Annotated in this window: 15 protein-coding genes; 9 read left to right on the top strand and 6 right to left on the bottom strand. The window is 69.1% G+C overall.

Annotated elements, in window-relative coordinates; all coding sequences use genetic code 11:
- The first annotated feature begins 300 nt into the window (after positions 1-300).
- The 4 genes from Q0066_RS13715 (at position 301) to Q0066_RS13700 (ending at position 5345) form a co-directional block, all read left to right on the top strand.
- Positions 301-648, top strand: a complete 348-nt coding sequence (locus Q0066_RS13715; protein WP_298133821.1) for a hypothetical protein — start codon at positions 301-303, stop codon at positions 646-648.
- Positions 649-985: 337 nt separating this feature from the next.
- Positions 986-1444 carry a transcriptional regulator NrdR gene (gene nrdR, locus Q0066_RS13710; RefSeq protein WP_298133856.1) on the top strand — a complete coding sequence of 153 codons (459 nt, stop codon included), beginning with the start codon at positions 986-988 and terminating at the stop codon, positions 1442-1444.
- A gap of 57 nt (positions 1445-1501) precedes the next feature.
- Positions 1502-4345 (top strand): vitamin B12-dependent ribonucleotide reductase, encoded by a 2844-nt coding sequence (locus tag Q0066_RS13705; protein ID WP_298133819.1) that lies wholly within the window; start codon positions 1502-1504, stop codon positions 4343-4345.
- A gap of 4 nt (positions 4346-4349) precedes the next feature.
- On the top strand, positions 4350-5345 hold the full coding sequence (locus tag Q0066_RS13700; protein WP_298133817.1) for a zinc-binding alcohol dehydrogenase family protein: 996 nt from the start codon (positions 4350-4352) through the stop codon (positions 5343-5345).
- A gap of 122 nt (positions 5346-5467) precedes the next feature.
- Here the strand turns inward: Q0066_RS13700 and Q0066_RS13695 are convergent, their stop codons facing one another.
- The 6 genes from Q0066_RS13695 to Q0066_RS13670 all read right to left on the bottom strand — a co-directional run bounded on the left by Q0066_RS13695 (position 5468) and on the right by Q0066_RS13670 (position 12428).
- Positions 5468-8038, bottom strand: coding sequence for an FtsX-like permease family protein (locus tag Q0066_RS13695; RefSeq protein ID WP_298133815.1), 2571 nt, complete (start codon positions 8036-8038; stop codon positions 5468-5470).
- 152 nt (positions 8039-8190) lie between these two features.
- A complete protein-coding gene (locus Q0066_RS13690; protein ID WP_298133813.1) occupies positions 8191-8898 on the bottom strand; it encodes an ABC transporter ATP-binding protein in 708 nt (235 codons plus the stop codon).
- Entirely contained in the window at positions 8895-9467 is a 573-nt protein-coding gene (locus tag Q0066_RS13685; RefSeq protein ID WP_298133811.1) for a PadR family transcriptional regulator, read from the bottom strand. The genes Q0066_RS13690 and Q0066_RS13685 overlap by 4 nt, the downstream gene beginning before the upstream one ends.
- A 200-nt stretch (positions 9468-9667) precedes the next feature.
- Positions 9668-10456 carry a YwiC-like family protein gene (locus Q0066_RS13680; protein ID WP_298133809.1) on the bottom strand — a complete coding sequence of 263 codons (789 nt, stop codon included), beginning with the start codon at positions 10454-10456 and terminating at the stop codon, positions 9668-9670.
- Between the two features lie 131 nt (positions 10457-10587).
- Positions 10588-11109 (bottom strand): VTT domain-containing protein, encoded by a 522-nt coding sequence (locus Q0066_RS13675; protein WP_298133807.1) that lies wholly within the window; start codon positions 11107-11109, stop codon positions 10588-10590.
- Positions 11110-11135: 26 nt separating this feature from the next.
- The gene (locus tag Q0066_RS13670) at positions 11136-12428 is read right to left on the bottom strand and encodes an acyltransferase (protein ID WP_298133805.1); all 1293 of its coding nucleotides are present in this window, start codon (positions 12426-12428) and stop codon (positions 11136-11138) included.
- A 51-nt stretch (positions 12429-12479) separates the two neighbouring features.
- Between Q0066_RS13670 and Q0066_RS13665 the strand changes: the two genes are divergently transcribed.
- The 5 genes from Q0066_RS13665 to hrpA form a co-directional block, all read left to right on the top strand.
- On the top strand, positions 12480-13421 hold the full coding sequence (locus Q0066_RS13665; RefSeq protein ID WP_298133803.1) for a YbjN domain-containing protein: 942 nt from the start codon (positions 12480-12482) through the stop codon (positions 13419-13421).
- A gap of 135 nt (positions 13422-13556) precedes the next feature.
- Positions 13557-15941, top strand: a complete 2385-nt coding sequence (locus Q0066_RS13660; protein WP_298133802.1) for a phosphoketolase — start codon at positions 13557-13559, stop codon at positions 15939-15941.
- A 10-nt stretch (positions 15942-15951) separates the two neighbouring features.
- Positions 15952-16344: a pyridoxamine 5'-phosphate oxidase family protein gene (locus tag Q0066_RS13655; protein WP_298133800.1), complete on the top strand. Its 393-nt coding sequence runs from the start codon at positions 15952-15954 to the stop codon at positions 16342-16344.
- 13 nt (positions 16345-16357) lie between these two features.
- Complete coding sequence (locus Q0066_RS13650) at positions 16358-17227, top strand: universal stress protein (protein ID WP_298133798.1); 870 nt, start codon at positions 16358-16360, stop codon at positions 17225-17227.
- Positions 17228-17387: 160 nt separating this feature from the next.
- The coding region (gene hrpA, locus Q0066_RS13645; protein ID WP_298133796.1) for an ATP-dependent RNA helicase HrpA at positions 17388-19610 on the top strand (2223 nt) is incomplete at its 3' end.

The raw sequence follows: 19610 nt of genomic DNA, 5'->3' as shown, positions 1-19610 counted from the left end.
CAGCCATGGGCACAGAGTAGGTCACGACGCGCGCCATTCATACGTCTGTTCGAGCGTGTCGCCGAAGTTGTCGGCAGCCATCCTGCGTGCGTCGGGCTGGAGCGGTGGGGCGGTCGCAGCAGGCGTGGGCGGGGTTGCGAAAGATGCTCGGAGCGAGTCTTCGAAAACTGTCAGTGGGGCCGTGTTGACTCATCGGTATCGATCGAACGATCGGGAACAACAGTACGAATAAGGGTTGCGCCCGCGCCGGTCGCGGGTAAGAATGACCATCGAACGTATGTTCGAGGAAGGGAGTGCGAGATGAGTGCGGTACTGGTTGAGGAGATGGTGATCACCCCGACGACCGCCCGGCCGCGGTGGCGGCATGTCCCGCAGACGCGGGCGCCGATCGCGCGTCCGAACCATCCCGGAGCACCGGGCGGTCGCCCGGCCGGCGGGGTCGCGCCGCTGGTGCGCGCCCGGGTGTCCGAGCCGGTGGCGATCGCCGTGGGGCAGGGCCTGCAGCTCACCCGGCGAGGTCTGGCCGTGGTGATGACGGTGTTCCTCGGTGCGGTTGCGGCGGGGGTCTTCACGCTGGTCGCCGGTTTCATGGCGGTGCCGAATGAGGCCGGTCTCCCGCAGTCGCCTGCGGTGAGCCGGCTGGGCTGAGGGCGGCGCCGCGCCAGTGCTTCCGGGTTTCGAGTGTCCGCTGGATCTGGTGGGCACTGTCGGGAGGGTCCGCGCCCGGAAGTGAAGCGGTTTCGTCCGAGCCTGCGGCCGCGGTGGTGGGTCGTGAAGTCCGCAGAGCGACGGTTTCGAACCATCTCCGGACGACACGCCGGGCGCGGTTGCGTTGTGGTGGCGAGCGACATATCGTCTATATGTAGTAGTTACAGAGCTGTGTTTTGTCCACAGATTGTGGTCTCGTCCACAGGGTTCTCCACAGCCAGTACACACAACGCTCCACAGGGCGATTCAGCGATGAAGACGAAGGGGGTCGATGCTCGTGCATTGCCCATACTGCCGCCACACCGATTCGCGCGTCCTCGACTCGCGGGTTGCCGAAGACGGAGCGGCGATTCGCCGCAGGCGCCAATGCCCGTCCTGCGAGCGTCGGTTCACCACTCTTGAGCAGATGCAGCTCGTCGTCGTCAAGCGTTCCGGTGTGGTCGAACCCTTCTCGCGCGAGAAGGTCGTGACGGGCGTCCGGAAGGCGTGCAAGGGCAGGCCGGTCTCGGAAGCAGATCTCGCTCGGCTCGGGCAGCAGGTCGAAGAGGCGCTGCGGGCCAGCGGGCAGGCCGAGATTCCCGCCGACGATGTCGGCCTGGCGATCCTCGGCCCGCTGCGCACCTTGGACGCCGTGGCGTACCTCCGCTTCGCGTCGGTCTACAAGCACTACAACTCGGTCGACGATTTCGCCGCCGAGATCGAGAACCTCCGCGGCCAGTTGGTCGCGCCCCGCTGACAGTCACCCCCACTGCTGGCAGAACCAGCGATCCACACCCGAGAGAAGGCACCACAGATGACCGAAACTGCTCGCGCCGGAAGCCGTCGATCCGCGAAGCGACCGGGGCTCACCATCGAGCGCGTGTTCACCACCGAGGGCGTGCACCCCTACGACCAGGTGACCTGGGAGGCGCGCGACGTCGTCCAGACCAACTGGAAGACCGGGGAGACCGTCTTCGAGCAGCGAGGTGCCGAGTTTCCCGATTTCTGGAGCGTCAACGCCTCGACCATCGTCACCACCAAGTACTTCCGTGGCGCACTGAACACGTCGGCCCGCGAGACCAGCCTGCGGCAGCTGATCGACCGCGTGGTGACCACCTACCGGCGCGCCGGTGAGGACAACGGGTACTTCGCGACGCCGGCCGACGCCGAGATCTTCGAGCACGAGTTGACCTGGATGCTGCTGCGCCAGTACTTCAGCTTCAACTCGCCGGTGTGGTTCAACGTGGGCACCAAGTCCCCGCAGCAGGTCAGTGCCTGCTTCATCCTCAGCGTCGACGACTCGATGGACTCGATCCTGAATTGGTACAAGGAAGAGGGCTTCATCTTCAAGGGCGGCTCGGGTGCCGGCCTGAACCTCTCCCGGATCCGCTCCAGCAAGGAGCTGCTCTCCTCGGGCGGGACGGCCTCCGGCCCGGTCAGCTTCATGCGCGGCGCCGACGCCTCTGCGGGCACCATCAAGTCGGGCGGCGCCACCCGACGGGCCGCGAAGATGGTCGTGCTCGACGTCGACCACCCCGACATCGAGGAGTTCATCGAGACCAAGGCGCGGGAAGAGGACAAGATCCGTGCGCTGCGCGACGCCGGCTTCGACATGGACCTGGGCGGCAAGGACATCGTCAGCGTCCAGTACCAGAACGCCAACAACTCGGTCCGGGTCAGCGACGAGTTCATGCGTGCGGTCGAGGACGGCGCCGACTTCGGCCTGCGGGCCCGGATGACCGGCGAGGTGATCGATACCGTCGATGCCCGCGCGCTCTTCGGCAAGATGGCGAAGGCCGCCTGGGAGTGCGCCGACCCCGGTATCCAGTACGACGACACCATCAACGCCTGGCACACCAACCCCGAGACCGGCCGGATCACGGCTTCCAACCCGTGTTCGGAGTACATGAGCCTGGACAACAGCTCCTGCAACCTGGCCAGCCTCAACCTGCTGAAGTTCCTGCGCGACGACGACACCTTCGACGCGGCCACCTTCGTGAAGGCCGTCGAGCTGGTCATCACCGCGATGGAGATCTCGATCTGCTTCGCCGACTTCCCGACCGAGGCGATCGGCAAGACCACCCGCGACTACCGTCAGCTGGGCATCGGCTACGCCAACCTGGGTGCGCTGCTGATGGCCGTCGGCCGCGGCTACGACTCCGAGGGCGGGCGGGCGCTGGCGGCGTCCATCACCTCGCTGATGACCGCCACCAGCTACCGGCGCTCGGCCGAACTGGCCGCGATCGTCGGCCCCTACGCCGGCTATGCGCGCAACGCCTCGGCCCACCAGAAGGTGATGCGCAAGCACCAGGCGGCCAATGACGAGGTGCGCACCCTCACCGACCTCGATTCGACGGTGCATGACGTGGCCACCGAAGAGTGGGCGAAGGTCGTCACCCTGGGCGCGGCCAACGGTTTCCGCAACGCGCAGGCGTCCGTGCTGGCGCCGACCGGCACCATCGGCTTCATGATGGACTGCGACACCACCGGCATCGAGCCGGACTTCTCGCTGGTCAAGTTCAAGAAGCTGGTCGGCGGCGGGTCGATGCAGATCGTCAACCAGACCATTCCGCGTGCCCTGCACGGCTTGGGCTACACCGAAGAGACCGTCGAGGCGATCGTCGAGTACATCGCCGAACACGGCCACGTGGTGAACGCCCCGGGCCTGAAGACCGAGCACTACGAGGTCTTCGACACCGCCATGGGTGAGCGGGCGATCAAGCCGATGGGTCACGTGCGGATGATGGCCGCGGCGCAGCCGTTCCTGTCCGGAGCCATCTCCAAGACGGTCAACCTGCCCGAGACGGCCACGATCGAAGAGATCGCCGAGGTGTACCTGCAGGGCTGGAAGCTCGGCCTGAAGGCGCTGGCGGTCTACCGCGACAACTGCAAGGTCGGTCAGCCGCTGTCCGACGCGAAGAAGAAGGAAGAGCCGGCTGCCGTCAAGGTCAAGGCCGAGCCCGAAGTGCGGGTCGAGTACCGCCCGCGCCGGCAGCGGCTGCCGAAGTCGCGGGCCAGCCGGACGACGTCATTCGCCGTCGGCGGTGCCGAGGGCTACATGACCGCGGGTGCCTACGACGACGGACGCCTGGGCGAGGTCTTCCTCAAGCTCGGCAAGCAGGGCTCGACCCTGGCCGGCGTGATGGACGCCTTCTCGATCGCCATCTCGATCGCGCTGCAGTACGGCGTGCCGCTGGAGAGCTACGTGCAGAAGTTCACCAACATGAAGTTCGAGCCGGCCGGCATGACCGACGACGCCGACATCCGGATGGCGCAGTCGATCATCGACTACATCTTCCGTCGCCTGGCGCTCGACTATCTGTCCTTCGACGAGCGTGCCGAGCTGGGTATCTACACCTCGGCCGAACGTGCCCGCTACGTCGAGACCGGTTCGTACCTGTCTGAAGAGGACGAGGCCAACCTGATCGACTCCGAGTCGCTGAAGAACGACGCCGGTGACGACGTGAAGGTCCACGAGGAGGGTCCGCTGCAGCCGGCCCTGGTGGAGGCCCGGCCGCACTCGACCGCCGAGGTGCTGGAGAGGATCTCCGGTATGGCGATCGACGCTCCGCTGTGCCTGACCTGCGGTACCAAGATGCGGCGCAGCGGCAGCTGCTACATCTGCGAGGGCTGCGGCAGCACCAGCGGCTGCAGCTGATCCGATGGTCGAGCACACCACCGCCTGGATCGCCCATGCCGGGCGATCCGGGGCGGCGGCCTTCACCGCCGAACGCGTACCGGTTGCCGCCTTGCGCCCCCACGACCTGCTGGTCCGGGTCCGCGCAGTCTCGGTCAACCCGGTCGACACCAAGGTGCTCAAGCGCCTCGGTGCGGGTGAGAGCACGCAGCTGGGCTACGACGCGGCCGGCGTCGTCGAGGCGGTCGGTGCGCAGGCGTCCGGGTTCGCGGTCGGCGACGAGGTCTACTACGCCGGTGACATCAGCCGTCCGGGCAGCAACGCCGAGTTGCATGCGGTCGATTCCCGGATCGTCGCTCACAAGCCACGCAACCTGGACTGGGCTGAAGCGGCCGCGCTGCCGCTGACCACCATCACCGCGTGGGAGTCGCTGTTCGACAAGTTCCGGCTGATCCCCGAGAGCCGGGGAGTGCTGCTGGTCGTCGGCGGCGCCGGGGGAGTGGGCAGCGTGTTGATCCAGCTCGCCAAGGTGCTGACCGGCGTGACAGTGATCGCCACCGCGAGCCGTGACGAAAGCCGGGCCTGGGTGCGCGACCTGGGCGCCGATGCGGTGGTCGGTCACCGCAACCTGCGCGACGAGGTGGCTGCGGTTGCTCCGGACGGCCTCCGCTGGATCTTCTCCTCGTTCACCGCCGGCAACCTCGACGACTATCAGCACCTGTTGCAGCCGTTCGGCGAGATCGTCGCCGTCGATGACGATCCCGGTCCACTCGGTGCGCTGAAGACCAAGGCGATCAGCTTCCACTGGGAGTACATGTTCGCCCGGATCATCCACGACACCCCGGACGTCGCCGAACAGGGACGCCTGCTCGCCCGCACCGCGGAACTCGTCGAACAGGGCCGGATCCGCACCACGCTGACCCGAACACTGGCCGGTCTCAGCCCGGACACCCTGGCCGAGGCGCATGAGGTCCTGCGTTCCGGCACTGCCGTCGGCAAGTTGGCGATCACCCTCGACTGACGCTGGTTGAAGCTCGTCGGAACCCCCGGAGCCCGCCGTCCGCGCCACTCCACCGCCGCGTCATCCCGGCTGTGAGTCGAACGCCGGGATCTCCGGCACCGCTGCCATGACGAGCGCCGGGCTCAATCCGGTCGCGCCGTGATCGACGGGGGCTTCGCAGAGGTGGAGATCGCGGCCACTGCTCCGGCGACCAGCGGCACCGCCACCACGAACAGGCCCGCGGTCAGCCAGGGCAGCGCCACCACTGGTTCTTCTCCGCTCCAACTGGTGGAGATGATGCCGATCGGGGCTCCGACCGCCATCCCGAGCAGCGCTCCCAGACCGGACGCCAGCAAACCCAGCACGGCGGCCTGCGCGATCGCCAGCCGCCGAGTCAGCGTCGGCGGCGCACCGACCGCGGCGAAGGTGGCCAGGAACGGACGCAACTCCGCAGCGGCCAGGATCGTCGACATAGCCGCGCCGATCACAGCCAGCAGGGCAAGAGTGCCGGCGATCAGCCACAGCACGGGCTGTGGCTCCGGCACGAAACCGCGCTCCACCTGGAAGTGGATACCTGGGGTGGCCAGTGCCTCGCGCAGCGCCCCTTCGGTTTCGGGCGTGATCGGCCCGTCCGGGTCGTCCACCAGCAGCTGCCAGCCATTCACCGACCAGCCGAGCGAGGCGGCGGTTGTAGTGCTGGCCAGCACCGAGTAGCGGGCCGGCGGTGCGCCGCGGCCGATCACCTCGCTGCTGATCGCGACGGCTGGGAACGACGCCGCCCGCGGCTCCGGCCCGACGAGATAGTCGAGGTAGACGACGTGCAGCCGTCCGTGGTCCAACTCGTTGACGGTGGTGCCCTCGAACTCCGTTACCGGCTCGGTGTTCACCAGCAGCCTGCCGTGCGTGAGGGCGTCGGCCTGGGCGGCGTCCAGCCCGAACAGCCGCACCAGGTCCCTGGTCGTTCCGACCAGGACCCCGGTTCCGGTGTACGCGACCAGCGAGCGACACTCCGGCCGCACCCGTCCCGTCCCGCCGGACACGTCGGCTGCCGTACAGCCCTTCCGCAGTGCCGCGATGCTGAGGGTCTCGCCGTCGGATCCGGGCTTAGGCACGTCAACGCCCGCCACCGGGGTGGTGCGCAGCCGTGGGTCGACGGAGCGGACGGTGGCTGCGAGCCCGGCCAGGCCCGATTCGCTCGCCACACCTTCGACCACGGCCTGACCGGTGCGGGTGATCGGAAGGTGCCGGCGGGCCGAATCGGCCTCGGTGCTGCCCATCGACGTCCAGATCGCGGTGAGGATGAGCACCCCGCCGGCCACCGAGGCGATGATCGCCGTTGCCCGGCCGCGGTGCCGGGCCAGGTCGCGCAGCGCCATCCGCAGGGCGACCGGAGCAGCGGCACCCAGCCGCGCCAACACCCGGAGCAGGGCGGGCATGCCGAGCAGGAGGCCAGCCAGTGCCGCCAGCCCGCCGGCCAGGCAGAGCCAGATGACCGGCGATCCGGCGCCGCGGGGCAGCGTGACGGACCACCAGGTGACGGCAACCCCGGCAACGAGCAGCAGCACACCGGCGATCGGGCCGCCGCGTCCGGGCGGAGCCGAGCGGGCGGTGCCGTTCAGGGCGGAGACCAGCGACATCCGGGCCAGGCCGCGGGCGGCGACCAGCGCCGAGCCGAGCGCGGTCAGCACGGCCAGGACGAAGAGAAGTGTCAGCGCCCCGACCGGCACGTCCAGCGGGCCGTGGGTCTCGGTCGGATCGGACGCCCACACCGGCCACAGCGCGATGCCCGCCCCGGCGCCGACCAGGGTGCCGGTGAGCGCGGCCGTCGAGCCGAGCAGCAAGGCTTGTCCGAGCGCCACCCGCCGCAGTTGCCGCGGAGCGGCACCGCTGAGTGCCGCCAAAGCCAGACTGCGCCGCTGCCGGGCGGCGCCGATCGCGAACGCGGGCCCGACCAGCAGAGCGACCTCCACCAGCCCGACGACCAGGGCCACCTCGCCAACCCCGAAACCGGGCCCCGATGTCGGCAGTGGTCTCGGCGGGTGCGCCACAATGTCGAGGCTGGTGGTCTGGAAGCCGTAGCGGGCGAGTCGGGTCGCGTCGTCCCAGGTCACCGGCCGATCGCCGGGGACCAGGAAACCCAGTTCATCGTGCACCGGCTGGGGGTAGCCGATCAGGTCATAGCTGCCGAGCAATTGCAGGTCGGCGCGTCCGACCACCGTGTAGCCGGCCACGGCGTCGCCGAGGGTGAGCCGGACGTCCCCGCTGGTCGGCAGGCCGGACCGGACGCCGTGCGCGGTGACCAGGACCTCGTGGGGCGAGGCCGGTAGCCGGCCCTCGGTCAGCCGGATCACCCCCGACATCGACGGATCGCGCGGATCGGCGCCGACCATCATCAGTCCGAGCTCGGCGACCCCGAAGGTCGGAGTGCTCCAGGTGACGGTGGCGACAGGACGGTTGAGGAATCGCGCGACCGCGGCCTGGCGCAAGGCCAGCGTCTTTCCCCAGCCGGGGAGCGCCGGTGCCTCGGCCGGCGCGGGGTCGTCGCCGACCACCTGCCCATGGCTGTTCAGGTCGGGCTCGAACCGATGCCCGGTCCAGTCGATACTGGCCTGGTTTCCGCCCGTGGCAAGTGTGGTCCACTCCCGCGGCGACAGGTCGAATGACGCGACCAGCACCTGCGAGGCGGCGATCACAGCCACTGGAATCGCGATCATCAGCCAGACGAACCAGCTCCGTCCCCGATCCCGCCGGACGTCCCGACGCGCCATCCGCAGTGCCAACCGCCATCCGGTCCACCAAGAGTGGACTCGGGGCTGGGGCCGCCCCAGCGGAACGTCGGCCGCCGTCCGGGCTGCTGTCGCGGTGCTCACGCCGGCACCCGTGCATCGCGGACGGCGGTGCCGTCCACCACGACGCCGTCGCGCAGATAGACCACCCGGTCGGCCCAGGCGGCATGGCGTGGTTCGTGGGTCACCAGCAGACCGGCGGCTCCGCCGTCGCAACGCGCCCGCAGCACTGCCAGCACCTCCTCGCCAGTGATGGAATCCAGCGCACCGGTCGGTTCGTCGGCCAACACCAGCCGGCGCTCACCGACCAGTGCCCGGGCTATCGCCACTCGCTGCTGCTGCCCGCCGGAAAGCTGGTCGGGGAACCGATCCGCCAGTCCGCCCAGGCCGAGGTCCTTCAGTACCGCCCGGGCCTCCTGCCGGGCCGCGAGCGCCGCCTGGCCGTCCAACTCCAGGGGGAGAGCGATGTTCTCTGCGGCGGTCAGTGCCGGAATCAGGTTGTAGCTCTGGAAGACCACGCCGACCCGTCGGCGGCGCAGCTGGGCCAGTTGTTCGGGCTTCAGACCACTCAGCGTGACGCCGTCGATGGCGACTTCGCCGCCGGTCGGCCGGTCCAGGGCGCCGGCCAGGTTCAACAGCGTCGACTTGCCGCTGCCGGAGGGGCCCATGACGGCGACCAGCTCGCCGGGCCAGACCTCCATGGATACCCCGCGCAGCGCATGCACCAGGGTGTCGCCGCCGCCGTGGGTGCGCACGACATCGGTGAGCCGCAGCGCCGGCGTGTTCATCGGCGGGCCTCGACGGTGTCTTCGGCGTCGACTTCCAGCGTGGCCGGCACGGTCGCACCGAACCGGGCGACGCTGGCCTCGACCTGATCGAGCCAGCGGATCTCGGCCTCGGCCGCGAACAGCTGGTGTTCGACCACCATCAGCCAGGCCAGGTCGGACGCCGGATCGATCGACTGCTTCAGCCGGGTGGCCTGCTGGAGCCGGTGCATGGTGGCCGACCGCTGGGCCTGCGCGACGGCGGCGGAGTCCACGCCGGGCGAGGTGATAGCGATGGCCAGTTTGATCACCAGTTCGTCGCGTGGGGTCGCCTGCCGGTCGACCGGCGTCCGCCACCACTGGGTCACCGCGTCGTGTCCCGCAACGGTCAGCGCGTACCGGATGCGTCCCTCGGCATCGCTCTCGCCGGCGGTGACCAGGCCGTCCCTCTCCAGCCGGTCCAGGGTGGTGTACACCTGACCGACGTTCACCGGCCAGGTGCCGCCGGTGCGCTGCTCGAACCCAGCCTTGAGCTCGGCGCCATAGCGCGGACCTTCGGCCAGCAACGCCAGCAGCCCCAGTCGTACAGACATCAGCGACTCCTACATACTCGGTATATCTCCTGGTCGGTGAGCATATACCGAGTATGTATGGCGATGTCGAGGGTAGCCCGCGTGTCGCTCGCCGATTGAGCCTTCGAAGCCGCGGGAGGGGTCTCGACAAGCTCGACCAGCGGAGGCCCCGTCATCCCGGCGGACGCCGGGATCTCCGGTCCGGTCGTCCGGTGGTCAGCTCAGCTGCCGGCGGTGACCAGGACGCCGGCCAGCACCAGTGCGCTCAACGCCACTTCGATGAGGCCGATGGTGAGCGGACGAACAGGGCCGGATCGGGCGAACCGTACCAATGCCACGGTGCGGATCGTGGTCGCGGCGAAGATCGCCGTCCAGATCAGCCCGGGGAACCAGCCCCACAGCGGGACGCTGGCCGCGGTCCAGCCGAGGTGCCAGACGGTGGAGGCGTGCTCGATGCGAGGGTTGCCACGCTCGCGGATCAGGCTCTTCACGTGCAGCACGGTGCCGAAGAAGTAGCCGAACAGGGTCGCGGCGAGCAGCAGCGCGGTTCGTGCCTCAGGCCAGTCCGCGACGACCGCCGCCGGTGATCGGTAAGCGAGGATGACGGTGGTCAGGCAGGCCGCTGCGGTCGTCAGCGCCCCGCCGAGAAGGGCGCGTTCGTTGCGGTGCTGCGCCAGCCAGAGCGCGGGTGCCAGGAGCGCGACGACGGGCGGCAGCCAGTGCAGCAGGGGCCAGCCGCCGAGCGCCAGGGCGATCACGCCGACGCCCAGCGCGAGTGCCGTGTAGGCCAGCATCGCCGGCCGATAGCGTCCGCGCCGCACGGGAGCGCTCTTCAACCATTGCGAGCTGGCGTGGAAGGCGAAATAGCCGAGTACGCAGCAGGCGGCCAGGAACGGCGCATAGGCCGACCCCGTGGGACGAAGCGTGAGGCCTGCCGCGATCGGTACCGCCAGCATCGCCCAGGCACCGTGCTGGTTGGGTACCCATCCAGCGGATGCTCGACCAGCCACAAGAGCAACCCTAAGCGGGCTGCGCGCCCCATGCGGTGGATCCGGCGAATCCGGCCGAGGAAACCCATGCACCGTCGGTCAAGCCTGTCGAGACTCGGATGACGCAGGGCTGGCAAGGGGTTTCGACAAGCTCAACCAACAATGGGTCGATCCTCCGCGGGTGCGGCCGGCTCGGGGCCAGTCGTCGCGCGGCTCTGCCGCACCTGCCGGACGACGAACCAGGCCAGCGCGGCCAACGCCACCACAGCGGCACCCGACGCCACGACGGGGGAGTGCTCCCACAGCAGGGAGAACGCTTCGAAGCCGACGAACCCGACCGTGCCGTAGAGAAATGCCCAGGCGATCGACCCCACGATCGTCGCCGGTATGTAGCGGGTCAGTGGCATCCGGACGGCACCCGCCGCCAGGTTGATCAGCGTCTGCACGCCGATGGTCAGGAACGAGGCGCTCACCGCCGGCGCCCCCCAGCGGTTCAGCCGCTCGATCGCGCGCCGATAGCCGGCCGTCTCCATCCACCGTGCGGCCCTGGTGCGGGAGGCACCGCGTGCCACCAGGCGTCCGGCCCAGTAGGTGGCGTTCGACCGGGTCAGCACGATGATGAACAGCGCCGTCACGATCAGGGGGAAGGGGGCGTCCCATTGGGTCGGATCCACCGCACCACCTTCCGTCGCCGCGAGCTTCAGTCTATGGGCGGGGGAGTCGGCGTCCGAGTGGTGGCCGGGGCGGGCGCTCTCATCGCGTGAGCGAGCCAGGTCATGCCACCCCCGAGCAGCAGCAGCCCGGCCGACGACCAGGGCTCACTGGGATGGATGACCGTGCCGTGCAGCCAGACCAGCGCCGTCCCGGCGGTGAGCAGCAGGTAGGCGCCGACCGCCTCTCGGCCCGGCGTCCGCACCAGCGGAGGAATCAGGGCGTACTCCAGCCGTCCGATCAGCGGGATCAGCGCGACGATGAGCAGCCAGGTCACCAGCACCACCGCGGCCTGGGAGAGCGCCGCTCCGGTCAGTCCGGGAGCCAGCCGGGACAGTCCGAACAGCAACCCGCCGGCGATCGTGATGCACGGGATGTGCCACAGGTAGGTGGTGACCGCCAGCGCGTTCGCGAGGCCCAGCCCGCGCTCGACCCGGGGCGGCAGCGTCCGGGCCACCCCGGCGCGCTCCAGCAACCCCAGCGCGGCGGTCTGTCCGCAGGCCAGCACGATCATCGCCATGGTGGGCGGCAGCACGTTCGCGATCGGGATGTCGCCCAGACCGATCGACGAGGCCGGATACCCGAGGCCGAACACCAGCACCGGAATCGCGACCACCGCGGCGACGACCACCGCCACCGGAATCCACACCGGCCCACGCCGGAACCAGCCCCGGTGGTAGGCGATGCCCAGCTGATGACACATCGGCCACACGGTCAGCAGGTTCCAGTAGCGCAGCCCCGGGTCGCCGGCCGCGAACGACCAGGCGTCCACGGCGGCCGCCAGTACGGTGAGCACCAGCAGGGGCCAGATCCCGAACCGGTCGTGCAGGGTCACCATCAGCGGCGCGACGCCGACGATCACCAGATAGATCGCCACGAACCACAGCAGCTGGGCGAACTGGACGCTCAGGCCGACGCTGACGTCCGCCGAATACAGCCAGGCGCCGGCGGTGCTCAGCACTGTGGCGAAGCCGACGAACAGCAGCAAGGGGCCTACCAGCCGACGCGCCCGGGCCGCCAGATAGTGCGAGTAGCTGCTGCCTTCGCGGCGCATCCGGTCGATCACCAGCGCATGCGCGAAGCCGCCGGCGATGAAGAACAGCGGGATGATCATCACGAACCAGCTCGCCGTCCACCACGCCGCATGGGGCTGCGGTGCCCAGGGCACCACCTGCGGACGGCCGTCCACCACCACGATCTGGTACAGCAGGCAGTGGAAGGTGACCACCACGACCACGGACAGGGCCCTGGAGAGGTCGATCAGGTGATTGCGCGGGGACATCGGCGGTCATGCTACGTGACCGTCCGTCGCGCACAGGGCTAGGTTGGACGCGTGGACGACCCGAACAACGCCAGCGAGGTATACGGCTTCGACCTGGAACGCAGCACCGACGAATCGTGGTCGGAGTTCGCCGGACGCCTCGGCGAGGTGATCTCGCACATGGATCCCGACGCCTCGCTGCGGATCGGATCGCTGGCCACCGAACAGGAGGGCACCGCGCCGTTCGTGGTGTTCCGCTGCTCGGCCGGCGGCGTGCTGACCGTCGAGGCCGCCGGCAACGCCGAACTGAGCGAAGAGTTCCAGTTGACCGCCGACCAGTTGGCGGCCCTTGAGGAACTGGGCTGGGAGCCGCCGAACGTGGACGGCGCGCACCCCACCGCCAACTTCTGGCGGACCGGCAGCCAGGAAGACGCCGCCGAGCTGGCCCAAGCTGCCGCGCAGGTGCTCCGCGAGGTGTATCAGGTGCCGCATCCGGCGTTCCTGGCGCCCGACCAGCTCGCCGAGATCCTGACTCCGCCCGGGGCCCGCGAGGCGCCCGCCACCACCTTCGACGACGACGATCTCGCGGCCCGGCTGGTCGCCACCAAAGCCGGCTTGGACCGGCTGATCGGTGCCGAACTCACCGAGCTGCTGGGGCATCAACCCTTGCAGGACGCCGACGGCGACTTCGCGCTGCGGGTCGGCTCGACCATGGTGTTCGTCCGGGCCACCACCGACGCCCAGGAGGTGCTGGTGTTCTCGGCCGTCGTCCACGACGTCGAAGGACGCAGCCGGGCGATGGAGGTGCTCAGCGACCTGAACACCGAGGCCCGTTTCGTCCGGTTCATGCTGATCAAGGACCGGGTGTTCGTGTCGTTGTCGATCTTCGCCCAGCCGTTCGTCCCGGCCCACCTGCAGCAGGCGTTGCGGACAGTGTCGGTGGTCGCCGACGAGATCGACGAGCATCTGGCGTCCAAGCTGCGGGGTCGCACCACCTTCGCCTCGGAGGCCTGAGAAGCTTCACCACCGCTGATCGAGCTTGTCGAGATCCTTCCGAGGGGTCTCGACAAGCTCGACCAACCAGCGGCGAAAGATGAACTTCTCGCAAACTCCGTTTGTGTTCGGTCGATGGTGGCTAGCGTGGAGGCCATGTCAGTAACCCTCCCCGAACTCACCGAGTCCGAGCTCGCCGGCATTGATGCCTGGTGGCGGGCGAACAACTACCTGACCGTCGGGCAGATCTACCTGATGGCCAATCCGCTGCTGCACGAGCCGCTCGCCCCTGAGCACATCAAGCCGCGACTGCTGGGCCACTGGGGCACCAGCCCCGGGCTGGCGTTCGTCTACGCCCACGTCTCTCGGCTGATCCGGCACACCGGCCAGGATTGCCTCTACATCACCGGTCCGGGCCACGGCGGCCCGGCACTCGTCGGCGCCTCGTACCTCGAGGGCACCTACACCGACGCGTTCCCGAGGATCACCCAGGACACCGAGGGCATGCTGCGGTTCTTCCGGCAGTTCTCCGCGCCGGGCGGCATCCCCAGCCACGTCTCGGTCACCACGCCCGGCTCGATCCACGAGGGCGGCGAACTCGGCTACGCGCTGATCCACGCCTTCGGCTCGGTCTTCGACAACCCCGACCTGCTCACCATCGCCATGGTCGGCGACGGCGAAGCCGAGACCGGCCCGCTCGAGGGATCCTGGAAGGGCATCTCGTTCCTCAACCCGGCCCACGACGGTGCCGTGCTTCCCGTGCTGCACCTCAACGGCGGCAAGATCGCCGCCCCCACCGTGCTGTCCCGCAAACCGCGCGAGGAAGTGCGCGAACTGTTCGAGGGCCACGGCTACGAGGTGATCGAGGTCGAAGGCCACGACCAGCCCGGCATGCACCACCGCTTCGCCGAGGCGCTCGGCCGCGCCTACGCGTCCATCAAGGAGATCCAGCGCAAGGCCCGTGCCGGTGAGGCCGCGCCGGGACGTCCGCGCTGGCCGATGATCGTGCTGCGTACCCCGAAGGGCTGGACGGGCCCGCACATCGTCGACGGCCAGTTGGTGGAGGGTACCTGGCGTGCCCACCAGGTGCCGCTGTCGGGGGTGAAGACCAACCTCGACCACCTGAAACAACTCGAGGAGTGGATGCGGTCGTACCGCCCCGAGGAGTTGTTCGACGACAACGGGCATCCGGTCGAGTTGGTGCGCAGCGCGAACCCCGACAAGTCCAAGTCGATGTCCGGGACGCCCTACGCCAACGGCGGTCTGCTGTCGGTGCCGCTCGACCTGCCCGACTTCCGCGACCTGGCCGTCCCGGTCGAGCAGCGCGCCACCGAGAAGCTGGAATCGACCCGCAAGCTGGGCGAGTTCATGCGTGAGGCGTACCGCCGCAATCCGGACAACTTCCGGCTGTTCTGCCCCGATGAGACCAACTCCAACCGCCTCGGCGCCGTCTTCGAGGCGTCTGACCGGGCCTGGATGGAAGAGGTCAACGAGAACGACGTCAAACTCGGCCCGGACGGCCGGGTGATGGAGGTGCTCAGCGAGCACAACTGCCACGGTTGGCTGGAGGCCTACAACCTGACCGGACGGCACGGCCTGTTCGCCACCTACGAGGCCTTTGCGATGGTGTCGGCGAGCCAGACCATCCAGCACGGCAAATGGCTGCAGGAGGCGTCCCATCTGCCGTGGCGCGCTGACATTCCGAGCCTGAACATCCTGGTCAGCTCGACCGCGTGGCGCAACGATCACAACGGCTTCAGCCACCAGGGCCCGGGCCTGATCCAGGTGGTGCTGAACGGCGGCTCGGAGCATTCCCGGATCTACCTGCCGCCGGACGCCAACTGCCTGCTGAGCGTCGCCGACCACTGCTTCCGCAGCAAGAACTACGTCAACCTGATCGTCCAGGACAAGCAGCCGCAGCCGCAGTGGCTGACCATGGACGAGGCGGTCGAGCACTGCACCCGCGGCGCCTCGATCTGGGAATGGGCCGGGACGCCCGAGGACGCGGCGGAGCCCGACATCGTGATGGCCTGCGCCGGCGACATCATGACGATGGAGACGGTGGCCGCGGCCGAGCTGATCAAGAAGCACCTGCCGGACATCCGGTTGCGGGTGGTCAACGTCGTGGACCTGATGACGCTGAAGCGGCCCAAGGATCATCCGCACGGTATGAGCGAGCTCTACTTCAACGAGTTGTTCACCGACAACCGCGACGTGATCTTCGCCTTCCACGGCTACCCGGGTGCCATCCATCAGCTGGTGCACGGACGCCCGGACGCCGACCGCTTCCGGGTCCGCGGCTTCATCGAGCAGGGCACCACCACGACGCCGTTCGACATGGTGGTGCGGAACCGGGCCTCGCGCTATCACCTGGTGATGGACGTACTGAACAACATGAAGGTGACGCGGCGCGGATCCGGCGACCTGATGCGGTTCTGCCAGGCTCAGTTGGCGCGGCACGAGGCCTACATCGTGGAACACCTGGAAGACATGCCGGAAGTGCGGGACTGGGAACTGGGGGAGGCGTCCGAAAGGCAGTAGGGTCATCTCTATGGCGCAGTACGGGCACCTGACCACCCTTGATGCGACGGAGTGTCGGCTGTTGCTGGCCACCCGCAATTTCGGCCGTGTCGGCTGGAACTCGCCGTCCGGTGTGCAGATTCTGCCCGTCAGCTACGGCTTGGTCGACGACCTGATCGTCTTCCGTACCGCGGCCGGCTCGCCGTTGGCTCAACTGGTCCATCCGGTCGAGGTCTCCTTCCAGGTCGACGACCTGGACGCCGAGACCGAGACCGGATGGAGCGTGCTGGTGCACGGCATGTCCGGCGCGCCGGTGGCGACGCTGCCCCAGGAGATGCCCGACCCGTGGGCGCCCGGCGACCGGCCGATCGTGATCGGCGTGCTGCCCGATCACTACGCGGGGCGCTCGATCGCCAAGCTCTGAAGGAGGAGGCGCGATGCCGAAGCCCTACGCCGGTCCGCCCCCCATCCTGGTCGGCTATGACGCGTCCGACGACGCGGTGCGGGCATTGGAGTACGCGGCCCGAATCGCCGCGGCGACGAAAACCATGCTGCACCTGGTGTACGTGGCCGACGACACGGTGGTGAGCAGTCCCTGGGGCGTGGTGTTCGATGCCAACGCCGTCCAGGCGACGGCCCGCAAGCTGCTCGCCGAGGCGGCCGCCACCGCCCATTCGCTCGGCGCGGCCAAGAAGCGGATCCGGATCAAGGTCGCGGTCGGCACGCCGGTCGGGGTGCTGACCCAGTTGAGCCAGAACTGTTCGATGGTCGTGGTGGGACGCCGGGCGCACACCAGCCGGAACCGTCCGTTCTCCGGGTCGACCTCGGTCGGCCTGGCGGGTGCGGTGCGTTGCCCGCTGGTGGTGGTCGCCGACGTCCCCACCCAGGAGGATGCCCCGATCGGTGTCGCGCTCGACGCGGACGGCCCCGGTGCGCTCGCGCTGGAGTGGGCGCTCAGCAATCCGCTGTTCGCCGGACGGCCGGTGAAGGTGGTCAGCGTCTGCCGCGCGCCACAGAGCCGGATCTTCTGGCTGAACGTCAGCCAGGACCAGGTGGACGCCGCGATCGAGAGCGCCGAGGCGCACCAGGCGGCCCAGGTCGAGCAGGTGGTCGCTCGGCACATCAGCCTTCCCGAGATCACCACCGAGGTCCGCTACGGTTCGCCGGTCGATGAGCTGGCCTCGTTCAGCGAGAACGTCTCGGTGCTGGTCATCGAGGCCGACGTCCGATTCCCCACCTATTCGGTGGGCAGCGTGGCACGGGGTCTGATGACCTTCGCCAATTGCCCGGTGATCCTGGTCAAGTAACCCCCGGTACGTGGTGTGGTTTCTCCCGTCGATGTGACCAGAGGAACCGTCCCCGCGGTCGCCAGGGACGGTTCTTTCGGTCGCCGGGAGGGTTCCTTTGGTCACTGGGGACGGTTCCCTTGGTCACCGGCGAGCGGTTGGCGTATTAGGCTGGGCGCCCGTGTCCGGGGAGCAGTTGAAGCTGGCGGTCGATGCCGCGCTGCCGATCGCTGCCTGGGCCGACGACATCGTGGCCGCCATCCGCGACAACCAGGTGGTGATCGTGGCCGGCGAGACCGGTTCGGGCAAGACTACCCAGCTGCCGAAGCTCTGCCTGGCCGCCGGACGGGAACGCATCGGCCACACCCAGCCGCGCCGGATCGCCGCCCGCAGCCTGGCCGAACGGATCGCCGAGGAGATCGGGACGCCGCTGGGCGAGGTGGTCGGCTATCAGGTCCGGTTCACCGCCAAGACCAGCCGGCAGACCAAGGTCAAGGTGATGACCGACGGCATCCTGCTCGCCGAGATCGGCCACGACCGTGACCTGCGCCGCTACGACACCCTGATCATCGACGAGGCACACGAACGCAGCCTGAACATCGACTTCCTGCTCGGCTACCTGAAACAGCTGTTGCCGCGGCGTCCGGACCTGAAGGTGATCGTCACCTCGGCCACCATCGACACCGCCCGGTTCAGCGAACACTTCGGCGGCGCCCCGATCATCGAGGTCTCCGGCCGCACCTACCCGGTCGAGGTGCGCTGGCGTCCGGTCATCGAGTCCGGCACCGACCGGGACGTCATCGACGGCATCTGCGACGCCGTCACCGAGTTGATGCTGGACGGCCCGGACGGCGACATCCTGGTGTTCTGCTCGGGAGAGCGCGAGATCCGGGACGCCGCGGACGCCATCGCCGGCCTGGACTGGCCGCAGCTGACCCGCCGCGAGGTGGAGATCCTGCCACTGTTCGCCCGGCTGTCGGCACACGAACAGCATCGGGTGTTCGCCCGGCACACCACGATGCGGGTGGTGCTGGCCACCAACGTCGCCGAAACCTCGCTGACCGTGCCCGGCATCCGCTCGGTGATCGATCCCGGTTTCGCCCGCATCTCCCGGTGGTCGGCCCGCACCAAGGTGCAGCGGCTGCCGATCGAGCCGATCTCGCAGGCCTCGGCCAACCAGCGTGCCGGACGCTGCGGCCGCGTCGCGCCCGGCGTCTGCATCAGGCTCTACGACGAGGAGGACTTCGCCGCCCGTCCCGAGTTCACCGAACCCGAGATCCTGCGCACCAACCTGGCCTCGGTCATCCTGCAGATGGCCCAGGCCCGGCTCGGCGACATCGCCCGCTTCCCGTTCGTCGAACCCCCGGACGCCGCCCAGATCGGCGACGGACTGCGGCTGCTCACCGAACTGGGCGCGATCGAATCCGACCGCGATCGAGGGTTGAGCTTGTCGAAACCCGGTCAGGCTGCCCAGGGGGTCTCGACAAGCTCGACCAACGGTGGCGGGGCCTCGACTGACCGAGGGTTGAGCTTGTCGAAACCCGGCGGGGCGGCTGGTGAGGTCTCGACCAGCGGCCGCCGGCGACGGGGCGGACGCAACGACCGCGTCCGGCTGACCCCGATCGGGCACCAGCTGGCTCGGCTGCCGGTCGACCCACGGCTGGGCCGGATGCTGGTCGAGGCCGAACGCCAGGGCTGCCTGCGCGAGGCGCAGGCGGTGGTGGCCGGGCTGACCGTGCCCGACGTCCGGGAAAGGCCTGCTGACAAGCAGGAACAGGCCGATCAGCTGCACCGCCGGTTCTTCAGCGAGTCGCCCGAACAGGGCAAGGACGCCCCGCGCGACCCGTCCGATATCGCCGCGCTGCTGCGGTTGTGGCGTTACCTGCGGACCGCCCGCAAGGAGCGCTCCGGCAACGCCTTCCGCCGGATGTGCCGCGCGGAGTACCTGAACTTCCTGCGGGTCCGGGAATGGGAAGACCTCAACGAGCAGCTGAAGACCGTCTGCCGTGACCTGGGCATGTCCCGCAACGCCGAACCGGCCGGCGTCGACCGGGTGCACCTCGCGGTGCTGTCCGGGCTGCTGTCGCATGTCGGCCTGCTGGACGAACGCACCACGTCCAGGCCGGGCGACAAACGGCCCGCTGACAAGCGCCGACGCGGTCCGCGGGAGTACCTGGGCGCCCGCGGCAGCCGGTTCGCGATCAGTCCCGGCTCGGCCGCGGCGCGGATCAACCCACCGCTGGTGATGGCTGTTGAACTCGTCGAAACCACCCGACTCTGGGCCCGCACGGTCGCACCGATCGAGGAGGCCTGGGTCGAGGAGGTGGGCAGCCACCTGCTCAGCCGCAGCTACTCCGAGCCGCGCTGGTCGGCCCGCTCCGGACAGGTGGTCGCCACCGAACGG

Origin of the sequence: Micropruina sp., from assembly GCF_027492755.1 — a bacterium.
In the GTDB taxonomy this organism is placed as follows: Bacteria; Actinomycetota; Actinomycetes; order Propionibacteriales; family Propionibacteriaceae; genus Micropruina.
This window is presented reverse-complemented; position numbering and strand designations above follow the sequence as displayed.